This is a genomic window from Microbacterium trichothecenolyticum, assembly GCF_000956465.1.
Classification (GTDB): domain Bacteria; phylum Actinomycetota; class Actinomycetes; order Actinomycetales; family Microbacteriaceae; genus Microbacterium; species Microbacterium trichothecenolyticum.
Genome location: NZ_JYJA01000040.1, coordinates 251,636 through 266,875, shown reverse-complemented (window position 1 = coordinate 266,875; position 15,240 = coordinate 251,636). Strand labels below are relative to the sequence as shown.

9 protein-coding genes are annotated in these 15,240 nt (G+C 69.9%); 7 read left to right on the top strand and 2 right to left on the bottom strand.

Going from position 1 to position 15,240, the window contains the following annotated elements:
• Nucleotides 1-67 precede the first annotated feature (67 nt).
• The 4 genes from RS82_RS21915 to RS82_RS18345 all read left to right on the top strand — a co-directional run bounded on the left by RS82_RS21915 (nt 68) and on the right by RS82_RS18345 (nt 3,247).
• Nucleotides 68-802 (top strand): nitroreductase family deazaflavin-dependent oxidoreductase, encoded by a 735-nt coding sequence (locus RS82_RS21915; protein ID WP_052676929.1) that lies wholly within the window; start codon nt 68-70, stop codon nt 800-802.
• Between the two features lie 62 nt (nt 803-864).
• Nucleotides 865-2,136 carry an HNH endonuclease signature motif containing protein gene (locus RS82_RS18355; RefSeq protein ID WP_045302081.1) on the top strand — a complete coding sequence of 424 codons (1,272 nt, stop codon included), beginning with the start codon at nt 865-867 and terminating at the stop codon, nt 2,134-2,136.
• Nucleotides 2,137-2,154: 18 nt separating this feature from the next.
• Nucleotides 2,155-2,652 (top strand): hypothetical protein, encoded by a 498-nt coding sequence (locus RS82_RS18350; RefSeq protein WP_045302079.1) that lies wholly within the window; start codon nt 2,155-2,157, stop codon nt 2,650-2,652.
• A 205-nt stretch (nt 2,653-2,857) separates the two neighbouring features.
• The gene (locus RS82_RS18345) at nt 2,858-3,247 is read left to right on the top strand and encodes a rhodanese-like domain-containing protein (RefSeq protein ID WP_045302078.1); all 390 of its coding nucleotides are present in this window, start codon (nt 2,858-2,860) and stop codon (nt 3,245-3,247) included.
• A gap of 6 nt (nt 3,248-3,253) precedes the next feature.
• Here the strand turns inward: RS82_RS18345 and RS82_RS18340 are convergent, their stop codons facing one another.
• Nucleotides 3,254-4,582 (bottom strand): M20/M25/M40 family metallo-hydrolase, encoded by a 1,329-nt coding sequence (locus RS82_RS18340; RefSeq protein ID WP_045302076.1) that lies wholly within the window; start codon nt 4,580-4,582, stop codon nt 3,254-3,256.
• A 134-nt stretch (nt 4,583-4,716) separates the two neighbouring features.
• Between RS82_RS18340 and RS82_RS18335 the strand changes: the two genes are divergently transcribed.
• A complete protein-coding gene (locus RS82_RS18335) occupies nt 4,717-5,478 on the top strand; it encodes a Pr6Pr family membrane protein (RefSeq protein WP_045302075.1) in 762 nt (253 codons plus the stop codon).
• A 255-nt stretch (nt 5,479-5,733) separates the two neighbouring features.
• Nucleotides 5,734-6,468, top strand: a complete 735-nt coding sequence (locus RS82_RS18330) for a Pr6Pr family membrane protein (protein ID WP_045302072.1) — start codon at nt 5,734-5,736, stop codon at nt 6,466-6,468.
• A gap of 58 nt (nt 6,469-6,526) precedes the next feature.
• On the opposite strand, the gene RS82_RS18325 is transcribed toward RS82_RS18330, so the two are convergent.
• A complete protein-coding gene (locus RS82_RS18325) occupies nt 6,527-13,567 on the bottom strand; it encodes a DUF5979 domain-containing protein (RefSeq protein WP_045302070.1) in 7,041 nt (2,346 codons plus the stop codon).
• Nucleotides 13,568-13,759: 192 nt separating this feature from the next.
• Between RS82_RS18325 and argG the strand changes: the two genes are divergently transcribed.
• Entirely contained in the window at nt 13,760-15,202 is a 1,443-nt protein-coding gene (gene argG / locus RS82_RS18320; protein ID WP_045302068.1) for an argininosuccinate synthase, read from the top strand.
• Nucleotides 15,203-15,240: the final 38 nt, after the last annotated feature.

Here is a 15,240-nt window from a genome sequence, read left to right as displayed (position 1 = left end):
GTCTTGGCGGATCAGGAGATCCTGATTCGGAGGACGGATGCTGCGACCGCCGTCGTAGGGTGGGCGTGTGTCGATCAGGTCGGTCGTCAGAAGCGCCGTCGGCGCCGCGTTGCTCGTCAACGCTGTGCCGCACGGGGTGAGCGGCGTGCAGGGACGACCGTTTCCCAGCCCGTTCGCCGATCCTCCCGGTGTCGGTCTGTCGTCGCTGCGGGTGAACGTGGCATGGAGTGCGGCCAACGCGATCGTGGGGACGCTGCTGCTGCGGCGAGGCATCCGTTCGCGCGGCGAGACCGTCGGCGCGGCTGTCGGCGGAGTTGCGATGGCCATCACGATCTCGTACCACTTCGGCGACGTGCTCGCCGGAGGCAGCGGCCTTCGCGGCTTCTCCATGCGGCGGGCGGCAGGCGGCGGCTCCGGACCACCGCGCGCGCTCGTGAAGGCCACGGAACCCCTCGCGAACGCCCTCGCCGGTCGCCGCTGGTTCCCGCTGTGGGCGGTGCTGCACCATCGTGGGCGCAAGAGCGGGACGGCGTACGCGACGCCCGTCGCGATGGTGCCCACGGTGGACCCGGCGCTCGTGATGATCGGCCTGCCGTGGGGCCGGAACACGAACTGGGCGCGCAACGTCGTGGCGGCGGGATCGGCCGAACTCACGTGGTCGGGTGCGACCCACTCCGTGTCGTCACCGCACATCGTCGAGCCGGCGGAGGCTGCAGATCTCGCGAAGCCGCTGTTCCGCTCCATCGTGAAGCGGATGCCGGCGGCGATCGTGCTCCGTCGTTCGCCGGGGTCGGTTGCCTGACTCCAGCTGCGGGAGCCGCTCGACCCTCCCTGGATATCGTAGGTATGTTCTAAAGTCGAAGCATGTTCATCGACCCGGCGCTGCCTGACCAGGTGCTTCCCGATGAGCTCGATCTGGTCGTCGAAGCGGCCGACATGATGACGGTGTTCGCCGCGCAGCGACTGGTGCGGATCGACGTGATGCGGCGCGATGCGCTGCGCGATGCGACCCGCACCGGCCGGGTACTCACCGAGGTCGTCGAACGCGGCGTGCGACTGGAACTCGCGGCGGCGCTGCGGATCACCGAGCACGCGGCCGGTGATCTGCTGGGCTTCGCGGAAGCGCTGGTGCACTCCTACCCGGTGGTGCTGGCATCGATGGAGCGCACTCGCATCACCGAGCGGCACGCCGAGATCCTGGTCTCCGCGGTGAACGAACTCGAACCGGAGTTCCGCGCGCAGGTGCTCGAGCCGGGCCTCGCGCTGGCTGAGGCGGAGCCGGTGGGCACGTTCCGCCGCAAATTGCGCGCGCTCATCGACACCGTTCGTTCGGCGACGCTGACCGAGCGATACGAGCGCGCCGTCACCAAGCGGCGGATCGCCGTCGAGCCCGACGACGACGGGATGGGGTGGCTGCATCTGTACGCCCCTTTGGTCGCGATCACCGCGGCGCAGTCACGGGCGACCGCGATGGCCAAGGTGGTCAAGGCGGGCGACAGCGACACCCGCACCCTCGATCAGGCTCGCGCAGATGTCGTGCTCGACCTCCTCATCGACGGCGCTGTCGAAGCTCATCCCGGGCAGGCCCGGGGTGTGCGGGCGACGGTGTTCGTTACAGTCCCGGTGCTCGCACTCCTCCACGAGTCCGACGCCTCCCGCGCGGCGGCCGGCCTCGATCCGACGGTCGTCGAGGGGATCGGGCCCGTCCCGTTGCCCGTGGCGCGGGAACTCGCGGGCGGCGCACCCGGGTGGACGCGTGTGCTCACCCACCCCGAGACCGGAATGGTGCTCTCGGTCGGCCGCGATCAGTACCGGCCTCCGCCGGCGCTGGCGAAGCTCGTGAAGTGGCGGGCGGACCGATGCATGGGGCCGGGGTGCGGGATGCCGGCCTCCCGGTGCGACATCGATCACAACGTCGACTGGGCGCTCGGCGGAAGCACCGAGCTGACGAATCTGGGGCCGCTGTGCGAAGGGCATCACACCGTCCGACATCACACCGACTGGACGATCGAGCAGGTCGCCGGCTCAGGCGGTGCGATCCAGTGGACGTCGCCCTCGGGCCGCCGGTACCTGGTCGAGCCGGAGCGCACCGTGCCCGTGTTCCGTGCCGTGGACTGCGGAGACGCTCCGTTCTGACCCGTTACCCTGCTGTCGATGAGTTTCGATGTGGAGACCTGCAGCGCGAACACTGTGGCGTGGGCGCTCGGGCACGAGGGTTCGAGCGAGTACGCGACGCGCTGCCTGGCGTTCGTCGAAGACGCGATTGAACGCTCGAACGACCTCGAGATGTTCGGCGGCGACGACGCGGCGGAGTCCGCCCGCCTGTACGGCGCGTCGGCGAACACTGGGGTGCCGCCCGCCGATGCATTGGTGTTCTACGAGAGCGTCGGCGAGCTCTTCGGCGAGCGCCGAGATTGGGGCCACGTCGCCCTGAGCCTCGGTGACGGCCGCGTCGTGCACGCGTGGGATCGTGTGCGCGTCGATGAGTACCGCGCCCTCGAGGCCCTGACGCCGGCGCCCGGCTGGGAGCCGCTGCGATGGGTCGGCTGGGTGCCGCTCAGCCGCGCGCTCGAGGGCGGCCGCCCGCGGACGTGGGACGAGGATCCCGCCGCGGCTGCCGCGCGGATGCAGGCCGAACGCTTCGGCGGCTGACGACCCCGCGAATCACCCGAAGACGCTGCGGGCGCTCGTTCTGCGGGCCGGTGTCGAGCACCAGGGCGCGACGGCGCGTGACGGATCGTGGCGCCGTATGACGGACGGATGCCCGGGGCCGCGCGCGCCGGCCGTAGCGTGGCGCCGAGGAGCGGCATCCGTCCGTCCGTCCGTCCGTCCGTCCGTCCGAAAGGATCACCCTGCCATGACCGACACCACCGACACCGCCGCCGAGCCCACCTTCGACGCGCCACTCATCACCGCCGAGGAGGCCGCCGGGCGCGCCGCTGCAGGAGCACTCGTCGTCGACGTGCGCAGCGACGCCGGCCGGGCGCGCGACGGCGTGATCCCCGGCTCCATCCGCGGCGACCGCAACAACCTCGACGCGCAGTTCCTCATCGACTCGCCCGAGAAGTTCGCCGAGATCACCGACTGGGACCAGGACATCGTCATCGTGTGCGGCACGATCAACGGCTCCGGCCCCGTCGCCGAGCAGCTGCGCGCGAAGGGCTTCACGAACGTCGCCCATGTCGACGGCGGCTTCCCCGCCTGGAAGGAGTCGGGTGCGCCGACCGCGGAGGCGCCGTCTCGATAGCGGTGGTCAGGCGGTCCGCAGGATCCGTTCGGTCACGCGCGCCGAGAAGCGGAGCGCATCGACGGGGACACGCTCATCCGCGGCGTGGAACTGCGCGAACACGTCGAAGTCGCGCGGCACGCGCAGCGGGACGAACCCGTAGCCGTGGATGCCGAGCTTGGCGAAGTGCTTGTTGTCGGTGCTGGCCGGCAGCAGGTAGGGCACGACGACGCCGTCGGGGTCGTCGACAGAGATCGCGTCCTGGAGGACGCCGATGATCGGGGCGTCGACCGGCGCCTCCGTCGCCGACCACCACCGGCCCTCCCGGATATCGATGTCGTCGCCGACGAGCTCGCGCAGGCCCTCGCGCAACGCGTCGTCCTGGCCGGGGAGGATGCGGATGTCGAGTCGCGCCGCCGCCTCCGCCGGGATGATGTTCGTCTTGTCGCCGGCGTCGAGCACGGTCGGGGTCGCGGTGTTGCGCGTCGTCGCGCCGACGAGCGACGAGACGAATCCGAGGCTCTCGAGGTCGTCGGCGAGCGATTCGTCGGTGAAGGCCAGACCGCGTGCCTCGCCGAACACGTCGAGGAACCGCTGCAGCGCGGGCGTGCGCACCACCGGGAAGCGGTGCTCGCCGACCGCGGCCACGGCCCGCGCGAGGCGCACCACGCTGTTGTCGGCGGTGGGCCGCGAGCCGTGCGCTGCGCGTCCACGGGCCCGCAGCGTCGACCACGCGACACCCTTCTCACTCGTGGCGACGAGGTACGCACGACGGTCGTCGCCCGGCTCGTCGGCCAGAGGCACCGAGAATCCGCCGACCTCGCTGAGCGCCTCGGTGACGCCCGCGAACAGGTCGGGCCGGTTCTCGACCAGCCAGCCGGCACCCCATACGCCGCCGCTCTCCTCGTCGGCGAGGAACGCGAACACCAGGTCGCGCCGCGGCACGATCCCCTCGCGGGCGAAGTGCCGCGCCACCGCGAGGATGGTTCCCGCGTAGTTCTTCATGTCGACGGCGCCGCGCCCGTAGAGATACCCGTCCTCGATGTCGGCGCCGAACGGCGGGTGGATCCAGTCCTTCTCCTCGACCGGAACGACGTCGAGATGCGCATGCACCAGCAGCGCGCCCGCATCCGGATCGCTCCCCGGGAGGCGCGCGACGAGCGACCCGCGACCCGGACGCGACTCGACGAGCTCCGACGCGATGCCGACCTCCGCCAGCCGCTCCTGCACCCACCGCGCCGCGCGGGTCTCGCCGTCGCCGATGGTCGCGGCGACGCCGGTGTTCACGGTCTCGATGCGGATCAGATCTCGCACGAACTCCAGCGCCTCGTCCTCCAGCAGCGTCGGCACGGGCATCCTCCTCGGTCTGGCACGGCGGTCCCTCCGCCGCGGCCGAGGCTAGCCCGACTCATCCGGCGGCGCGCCCACCCGCGCCACGCGGAGTCACACCCTGACGCACCACGACATACCCCACTCGATATGGTGAGCCCATGACGCGCACGCGGGGATGGGCGACGACCTGGACGATGCTGCGACTCGCGATGGCGGCGGTGACGATCGCGGCGATCGCGGCGCAGCTGACGAAGTCGATCGGCACGGCGATCGAGCTCGGCCGCGACGTCACCACGACGATCGCGAACTTCTTCAGCTTCTTCACGATCCTCTCGAACGCCGCCGCCGCGGTCGTTCTCGCCTGGATCGCGCTCTGGTACCTCTTCAAGGGGCGCCGACAGGATCCGGATGCCGAGCCCCATGGCCTTGCGGTGGCGCTGGCGTGCGTCAGCACCTACATGATCATCACCGGCATCGTCTACAACAGCCTGCTGCGGGGCATCGAGCTGCCCCAGGGGAGTGCCCCGATCCCGTGGTCGAACGAGGTGCTCCACCTGATCGGCCCGATCTTCCTGCTCCTCGACGTGTTCGTGGGGCCGCTGCGCCGTGCGCTTGCCTGGCGGAGCCTCTGGGCCGTGGTCGCTGTTCCGATCGTCTGGGTGATCTACACGATGATCCGCGGCCCTCTCGCCACCAACCCCGTGAGCGGCGATCCGTTCTGGTACCCGTATCCCTTCCTCAACCCGAACAACCCCGGCGGATGGCCCTCGGTGATCCTCTACGTCATCGGCATCGCGGGCGCGATCGTCGCCGTCGGGGCATTCGTCGTGTGGTGGGGACGGCGCCGGGGTGCAGCCGCCGGCGCGTCGGATGACGCCGGAGCGGCGGCATCCGTCCCCTCCTCGGTCGTGTCGGACTGACGCCGAACCGGCCGTTCGCAAGGGGTCAATCGTGTCCCCCGAACGGCGGACACGCCCGGAGTTCCGCGGCTTTTGTCGACGTTGTCCACCAAACGGTGGACACGTTGTAGGTTCCTGACAACGCCCGGTGATGGGCGCGCGTTTTCCACACCTTGCCGACACAAAGGTTTGATACACCCCCGTATCGAGCGGGGTACATCTGTGCTCGGGGCAGAAAGCGACACGCAATTCGCGTGATGTCGAAAGGGGTAGGACATGCACTGGGCATGGTTTCGAATCGCCGCGGCACTCACCGGGATCTCCGGGGTGGTCGCTGGGTTCATCGTCAACGTAGACCGCGCAGCGCGCCAGGGGCAGGGCCTCGGCGACGTGCTGGCGAACTACTTCAGCCTGTTCACGATCGTGTCGACGCTGCTCAGCATCGTCGCACTGTTCGTGGCCGCATCATGGGCGATGCGGCACCCGGGCTCCGAGCGCGAGCCCTTCGGCATCGCGCTGGCTCTGGCGGCGGTCACGGGACCCGTGCTGCTGCTCGGCCTCGTCTACAACGCGCTGCTGCGCGGACTGCCCTCGGCCATCGCGCTCGGCGACTCCGCCGGGATCGCGCTGCTCGACAAGTACGCGGCCGAGGTGCTGCACGTGGTCCTGCCGATCTACTTCGTGCTCGACCTGCTGCTGGCCCCACGTCGGCGGGCGCTGCCCTGGTGGTCGCTCGCAGTGCTCGTCGGCTACCCGCTGGCATGGACGACGTACACGATGGTCCGCGGCGAGCGCGTCGAGAACCCCGACGGCACCACACCGTGGTGGTACCCGTACCCGTTCCTCGACCCGCACGGCGCGGGCGGCTACTCGTCGGCATTCACCTACATCGGCGTGATCCTGGTCGGCTTCCTGGCGATCGGCTCGATCATCATCCTGATCGGCCGGTACCGCGAGAAGCGGTCCACGCGCCACGGCGCGCCGGCCACACGCCGCACGCTGGCGATCTGATCAGCGCCAGGGGGAGGCCGCCGATGGGCGGGTGCGGTGACGCACCCGCCCATCGTCGTCAGACCCTCAGGCGGCGGCGCATCACGACCATCGCGAAGACTCCCGCGAGGATCGCCAGCGCCCCGATCGCCCCGAGACCCGCCATACGGGCACCGTCCGCACCCGTCGCCGGCAGTGGGCTGTCGAACCGGTTGTCGATGGCGACGGATGCTGCGTCCTCGCCGCCGACCGTCACGACGGCGCGGTCCGCGCCATCGGGGTCCGCCGGCGTGTACGTGACGGCATCGGCTCCGCCGTTCGAGGTCTCGCGCAAGGTGCACTCGGCGCCGACGGGGAGATCCTCGAAGATCACCGGCGCGCCTGTCGTGAGTGCGCGGACGGCGCCGCCGGGAACCTCGATCCCCGAGCCGTTCCACGTGCACGATGCGGTCACTTCGAACGAGTCGGTCCGGTGCAGCGACGCGTCGCCGCCCGACACGGTCTTCACGACCTCGATCTGCCCGACGTCGAAGGTGTTCGTGACGGTGACGTCGGTCTCGCCTTCGACGATCTCGACGGTCTCGACGGGCTCGCCCTCGGCATCCGTGATGGTCGTCGCGTGCGCGCCGCCGGTCTCGGTCTCGGTGAGCGTGCATTCGAGGCCGATGAGAAGCGGCTCGTAGGTGTAGGTGTAGTCGTTCTCTTCGCTCAGCACCTGCTCGGCGCCGCCCGGGATCATCACGGACTCGCCCGCTCCGTCGAGGCAGTCGAGCACCACCGTGAACTGACCCCCTCCCCACAGCTCGGCGCCCTCGCCGTCGATCACCTTGGTGACCGTGAGCGACCCTGCGTCGAACGTGTTGACGGCCCCGACCACCTGGGTGCCGCCGGACTCGATCGTGAACTGCGACGGGGTGATCTCGACGGATGTCGCGCCGCCGTCCTCCGTCTCACGCACGGTGCAGCTCGCCCCGGCGGCGACGTCGTCGACCTGCGCTTCGTAGCCGTTGCCCTCATCGAGCGTCAGGAAGCCGGCCCACACGATACGGGGGGTTCCACTGCCGGTGTCGAGCGTGCAGACCGCCGCGAACTCGAAGGGCCCGGCGCCGAAGTCCTCGGCGGCGGCGCCGGTGCGCGACTTCTCGATGCGGAACGATCCGACGCCGAACGAGTTCGTCGCGAGCACCTGCACCTCTGTCTCGTCCTGGATCGTCACGTCCACCGACGTGCCCTCGACGGGCTCCTCCGAATCGACCTGCATCGTGGTGCCCTCGGCGCCGAGGGCGTCGGTCTCCTCGACGGTGCACGTCGCGTTGACGGGCAGCCCGTCGAGCGCCCACGCCTGTTCGGGGGTGATCTCCTCGATCATGGGCACGTCTGGGCCGTAGCCGTCGGCGTATGCCGGCTGGCCGTTGAGCTCGCACGTGACCTCGAAGGTGAACGGACCGTAGGGGATCGGATCCCCACCGCTGTCGACAGCATCCGTGTCCACCGCCTTGCTGATGCGGAGTGAGGCGACGTCATAGATGTTCTCGATCGTGACGAGGCCGATCTCCTCGGTGTCTAGGGTGACCGTGGCGGTGCCGATGTCCGTCTGGGTCTGGCCCCACTGGTCCTCGGTCGCCGTGCACTCCGCGCCCAGCGGCAGCCCGTCGATCACCGTCGGATCCGCGCCGGGCACGAGTTCGACCTCGGGGAGGCCCCCGATCGGCTGGCCGTCGATCGTGCACACGAGCTGCACCGGGAACGAGTCGGGCGCGAACTCCGCGGCCGGCCCCGAGACGATCTTCTCGAGAGCGATCGAGCCTGTCGGATACGCGACGCCGACCCGGCGACCCTCGGTGGCCGGCACGAGCACCGTCGCATCACCGCTGAGCGCGGCGCCGCCCGTCGAGATCGTGTTGTACGCCGTCGGCTGGTCCTTCACGACCTGCCGATCGGGCGAGGTGCGGGTCTTGAACTGGAGCGTGAGGGAGTCGCCGGGCTCGAACTTCTCGTCGCCGGGGAAGTCGACCGCCACCTTGATGCTCCGCACCGTGGCCGGGTCGACGGTGTCGTCCAGCGGCAGCCACGCGCCGATCGCGCACGGGGTGCCGACCGGGTTGAGGTCGGCGGTGCAGGGCAGTGACGACGTCGAGTAGAACGTGGAGATCTGCGCGTTCGCCGGCGTGGTGGGGTCGACGATCAGCTCGAGGCTGTCGGCATACGTCGGCTGCCACTGGCTGCCTCGCGGGATCACCACGATCAGGCCCTGGTCACCGGGGGTCGGCAGGTTGTCGATCGAGACGAGCTGCGAGATCGGGACCGTTCCCGCGTTCGTGATGCGCAGCCGCCACGTCTCGGTGTCGCCGGGCAGCGTCAGGGGCACGCAGGGGTAGCGGTAGAAGCCGTCGGCGTCGGCGGCGCCGTCGCACTCGAAGTTCGCGTCGTCGCTGCGGACGTTCGGCACGTCGGGCAGGTTCGGCGGATTGTCGGCGCGCACGAACTTCACTGTGCTCAGGGCGGGAACAGCGAGGGGCCGCACCGTCGCCGTGTCTGCGCACAGTCCGGTCGCCTCGTCATAGCTCGGCACGCACTCGTCGAGCGGCTCGGCCACGTCGATCGTCGCCGTGTTGGTCACGGAGTCGTTCGGCGTGAGACCCGGTCGCAGCATCATGCGCAGCGTGATCGTGTATGTCTGCCCCGGCTCGAGCACCGATCCCTCGGGCATCGTGAAGACGATGCTCGTGCCGAGGTCATCGACCTCGACGTCGTCCGGGTCGGTCGGAAGCGGGTCGCCGTTCGGCGGGGTCGGGGCGGCGCCGGTCAGTGAGAACGACCATGGCGGCACACTCGGGTCGCGGTCGGGGTTGAAGATCAGCTGCGGCTGGCCTCCCGCGGTGAGCGGCAGCTCGTCGGTGAAGACCACGTCGGTCAGCGCCCGCTCGCCGGTGTTGGTGTAGGCGAGAGTGAACGGGATCTCGACGCCCGGCCGCACGTCGCCGGTCGGCGACTTCACGACATTGACGGATGCCTCGAGGTGCAGGTTGCGGTACTCCGCTTCGGCCGTCTCGTCGTCGGTGAGCCGCTCCCCGAGTCCGATCTGGGCCGAGATGCCTTCGACCGTGACCGTGTCGAAGAAGACGCCCGCGTCCTGCTCCCCCGGCGCGGGGACCTGATCGCTGCGCGTCGTCGGTGTGGGCTCGCCCGTACGAAGGTCCGCACGGCGCTCCACGAAGAACGGGACGTTGATGATCGGATTGACCGGGTTGGTCCAGCCGAGCTCGACATCCGACCAGAACTGGAAGCTCAGTCCGTGCAGCGTGCTCGGCGCGTTCTCGAGGAACGTCTTGGCGGCCGCGACCGATAGGTCTCCGAGACGCGGCATGCACGTCCACGTGCCCCCGACGTCCCCAGCGACGACGTTCGCGTCGGTGAAGTCACCCCCGTCGAGGTAGCAGACCTGCACCTTGCCGATGGGCGGGGGCAGCTGCCAGTCGGGGTCGGGCCCGACGAAGTCCATCGCGTTCCAGAACGTCGGGTCGTCGTCGGTCATGAGCATCGTGTACGCGCGGGCCGATCCGCCGGGCTGACCGGTGAGCGTCACTGTGACCGGCGAGAAGTCGTTCTCCTTCTGCTGCGCCGGCGCGATCGTCTTGCCTGCGCTGACCGAGAACGTCGGCTCCTCGAGCGCGATCGCCGCGGAAGCGTCGTCGCAGGCCCAGCGGGCGCGCTCGGGCGGCGGGCACGTCGTGAACGGGTCGACATCGGCGATGACACCCTCTGCGGTGTTGCTGATCGGCGAGTCCGCGACCGAGACACGCTCGGTGGTGCCCCGCCAGAAGGGTCGGAGCCGCAGGTCGAACTCGACGACGCCGGCCGCGTTCGCCGCGATGCGGCCGGTGTAGGTCACCTGCACGCCCGACACCTCACAGGGCATCGTGTTCGGGGTGAGCGCGAGCGCCTCGGCGCGCGTCAGCTCCAGCGGTGCGCCCCCGAAGCACGACAGGGTGACCACAGTGTCGGTGGCACCCACCGGCAGGTCGATGCGTACGAAGTTGTTGAAGGCGAACGCCTGGAACGGATCCTGGCGACGATCGGTCACCGAGCCGGGTGCGGTGTCGGTGATCTGCAGCATGTCCACCTTGGCCGGCGTCGTGTTGCGCGTCGTCACGGCGATCCGGCTCAGCGGGTACTGGCTGGGGAGGACATCGGGGTCGTTGGGAACCGCCAGCGGGCCGCCCTGCCAGTTCTTGTCGGTCGTCGTGGTCAGCGGGACGTCGATGATGGAGACGTCGTCCTGGTCGTCGGCCGACAGCGGCTCGCTGCCGTCCTCGGGGAACCCGGTGGCGTTGGCGGTGTTGCGCACGACCCCGTCCGTGGTCACGTTGTAGAGCTGGTCGCCGAGCACGGGCGTGCCGTCGCTGCGGCGCGTGTCCCGCACCTGCCAGACGAGCGTCACAGGCCGGTCGTTGGCGAACGACCGGGCGACGCCCGACCCCACGGGAGGCGCCGTCGGGTCGCCGGCCGACGCGGCGGCGCGATCCGGGCTCTCCACGAATGTCAGCCGCACCGCCACCGTCGACGCGCGCTCGGCCGTCGTGAGGTTCATCCCCGGGAACTGCCCGATGCACAGCGGGGTGCACGGGTTGTTCGCCGCAGTGACCCACGCCGTCCCGTTGTAGAGCTGCACGGCCTGCACCGCGTCGTAGGCGATCAATGGGTCGGTCACGGTGGTGATCGCGTTGATGCGCGTGAGGTCGAACGCGTTGTACAGGGAGTCGGTCAGAGCCGTGGTCTCGGGGGCCGCGACGTCGGTGATCTCGACGCGCTCGAGGTTCGAGTAGCCGCCGGTGGACCAGCGCAGGGTCGACGGGATGGTGTCGCCCGAGCGTGCGATCACCGTCTTGATACCGCCCGAGCTCGACGTGCCGAACGACTTGTCGATGAGATCGGCGTTGCCGGGGTCCGGCGGGACGAGCTCCAGCACGGGGCAGTCGTCGGGGGGCAGCACGGCCTGCCCGTCGGGCACGCTGGGGTTCGCGCTCGAGGCATCCGTCTGCGCGCAGTTCGGAACGAAGGTGCTCTCGTCGTCACTGAACGGCGGCTCCTCGGTGTAGCGCCCGTCCTCGCGCAGCGACGAGGTGAAGCTGGGCGCGAAGTCGGTGCCGGGCGCGAACCCGCCGGCGTCGCCGGTGTAGTCGTACACGAACCGCACGCCGCCGGCGACGTCGCTGATGTCGGAGGGCACTTGCTGCGAGTAGATCGTCGGCCCGGCGATGGGACCCGCGAGCGTCTCCCAGGTGCCGGTCGTCGTGTCGTAGTACTCGATCGTGAGGGTCGAATCGCCAGGCACCGGCGTCTGCGCGATGGCAGTGAGGTCGAACGCGTTCCACCACGCATCGCCCTCGACGGGATCCTCAGGATCCTGGATCACGACCTGCTGTGCGCGTCCGGTGGTGCCGGTGGGGTTGTCGGGGGGCGACGGCCGCTCGGTGAGGCCGCCGTTCAGAGTGACCGTCACCACCTCGCCCGGAACGGCCAGGATCGGCGTCGGCCGGATCTGCTTGGAGATGTAAGGCTCGATGACCTCGTCGTAGATGTACAGCTCATCCGTGGCGTCGGCTGTACCGGTGACGCCCGCGTTCTCGCCCTCGACGCCGACCACGTTCGGCACGGTGATCGGCAGTCCGGTCAGGTCGGGGTCGGTGTCGACGGCGAACGGGACCTCGGTCTCGCCGCCGGGGACGATGTCGCCGGTGAACACGAGCTGGAACGACGTGACGTCGGCGGGGTCCACGCCGTCGGGGAGGGCGGGAACGGTGTTGTTCGCGAACGGAACCGTGACCGTTCCGCCACCGGCGAGCGTGTAGACGACCTCGCCCGAGGTCGCCCCGGCAGGCCAGGCCACCGGCCCGGCGAAGCCGCCGAACCTGTACTCGGCGGGGAAGGAGCCCGTCGACGGCTCGGTGATCGTCAGCTGGTCGATCGGAATCGTCGAGGTGTTCCGCCCGCCGATGGTGACGGTGGTCGATTCGCCCGCGATCACCAGGTCGGGGTCGAACGACTTGCCGGCGGCGACCGTCACGGTGTTCTGCCGCAGCGTGAACGAGGCCGCGGCGTCGCCGGTGGCGGTCTCATCGCCGATCGCGACGGTCGACAGCACGTCGTTGGCGACGGTGGTGCCGTCGGGTTCGGATGTCGCGGCATCGGGCACCGTCAGATTCAGCGCGACCGACCCCGAGGCGCCGGCGGGGATGGCGCCGTTGAACGTCACCCGGGTGCCCTTGACCTCGTCGGGCGCCACACCCGCGGGAAGCGTGCCGCCGGGAGCCTCGACCCAGGCACCGTCGACGTAGACCTCGTAGGTCGTGAGCACGGGGTCGGCACCGGTCGGCGGCGTCACCGTGCCGAAACTCGCGAACGCGAGCGAATCGAAGGGGTTGGGCGAGGCGTCCGGATCGACGGGGTCCTGGATCGACAGCGACTCGACGGTCGCATTCGAGGTGTTCGTGCCGCCGAGGGCGGCCGAGACGGCGGCACCGGGCGTGGCGATCGCCTCTGTCGGCGTGAAGGTCTTGCTCGCGGTCGTCGCGAGCTCGAGCGGCACGACGGGCGTCACCGGTGCGACGGCGTCCTCGTCGGCGAAGTTCGCGCCCTCGATGGTGGCCTGGTTGATCACCGGGGTTCCGCTGACGTCGTACGACGCGTCCGCGGGCAGCTGCGCGGTGATCTCGACGATTCCCGTCGTGTTGTCGAGGATGCCGACCGTGCCGTCGCCGAGCGGCGTCGTCCAGGTCACCGTCACGGAGTTGCCGTCGATGACCGGCTCGGCGGCGGTGTTGGCGCCACCGCCGACCACCGCCTCGACGACCACGAACGGCGCGGGCACCACGTCGCTGAGCACCGCGCCGCGGCATCCGAGGTCCGTGATGGCCGAGCAGCCGACCGTCAGCGTGTACGTGAAGGTCTCACCGGGCGCGACCTCGGTGGCCGACGCGGTCTTGTCGAGCGTCGCCACCGCCGTGATGGCGACCGGTGCCGGGTCGGGCAGAATCGGGGCGGCCGAAGCCGCCGGTGCGATCAAGGTGGCGGCGGCGATCGCAAGGATCGTGACGGATGCCGCGATGCGTGAGCGCACTCTGGAGAACAACTGACCCCCCGGTCCATGTCGCTGAATGGCCCGGTCGCACTCCCGAAATCATGACCGGATCCACACCTCTCGGTCAGCCTAGCCAGGCTCCGGCGCGCCGTGCCACTGTTGCCAGCGTGACTGGAGTGACAGCCGACGCACCGCGGGGCGGCATCCTTCCCCTTAACTAGACTTGAGGGCATGTCGAAGGTCCTCCAGTCCCTGCCCGTCGGCGAGCGCGTCGGCATCGCCTTCTCGGGGGGCCTTGACACCTCCGTCGCGGTCGCGTGGATGCGCGACAAGGGCGCGATCCCCTGCACCTACACCGGTGACCTCGGCCAGCCCGACGAGGACGACATCGACGCGATCCCGAGCCGCGCGCTCGAGTACGGCGCCGAGGTCTCGCGCCTCGTGGACTGCAAGCCCGCGCTCGTCGAAGAGGGCTTCGGCGCCCTCGCGTGCGGCGCGTTCCACATCCGCTCGGGCGGCCGCACCTACTTCAACACCACGCCCATCGGCCGTGCCGTCACCGGCACGCTGCTCGTGCGCGCCATGAAGGAGGACGGCGTCGACATCTGGGGCGACGGATCCACCTACAAGGGCAACGACATCGAGCGGTTCTACCGCTACGGCCTGCTGGCGAACCCCGCGCTGCGCATCTACAAGCCCTGGCTCGACGCCGACTTCGTCACCGAGCTCGGCGGCCGCCAGGAGATGAGCGAGTGGCTCGTCGAGCACGGCTTCCCCTACCGCGACTCCGCCGAGAAGGCCTACTCCACCGACGCGAACATCTGGGGTGCGACGCACGAGGCGAAGACCCTCGAGCACCTGAACGTCTCGCTCGAGACGGTCGAGCCCATCATGGGCGTGCGCTTCTGGGAGCCGTCGGTCGACATCGAGACCGAGGACGTCACCGTCACCTTCGAGGCGGGCCGCCCCGTCGCACTCAACGGGGTCGAATTCGCCGACCCGGTCGCGCTCGTCTTCGAGGCCAACCGCATCGGCGGCCGCCACGGACTCGGCATGAGCGACCAGATCGAGAACCGGATCATCGAGGCGAAGTCTCGCGGCATCTACGAGGCACCGGGCATGGCGCTGCTGTTCACCGCGTACGAGCGCCTGGTCAACGGCATCCTGAACGAAGACACGCTCGCGACCTACCACGAACAGGGGCGCCGGCTCGGCCGCCTGATGTACGAGGGCCGCTGGCTCGAGCCGCAGTCGCTCATGCTGCGCGAGTCGATCCAGAAGTGGGTCGGTTCGACCATCACCGGTTCGGTGACGCTGCGCCTGCGCCGCGGCGAGGACTACACGATCCTCGACACCACGGCCCCGCGCCTGTCGTACCACCCCGACAAGCTCTCGATGGAGCGCGTCGGCGACGCAGCCTTCGGCCCGACCGACCGCATCGGCCAGCTCACGATGCGCAACCTCGACATCGCCGACTCGCGCGTGCGCCTCGAGTACTACGCGTCGAAGGGTCTCATCGGCGGCGCGACGGGTGAGCTCGTCGGGCATCTCACGCAGGGCGAAGCCGGCGAGATCACCGAGCACGCCGCGCCCTTCAGCTCCGAGCAGGAAGAGCTCGCCGAGGCGACGGATGCTGCGAACGAGGCGTCCGCGTTCGACCTGGGAACCGACTGAGTCATCGTGACTTAACTTGCACACCACTGTGCAAGTTA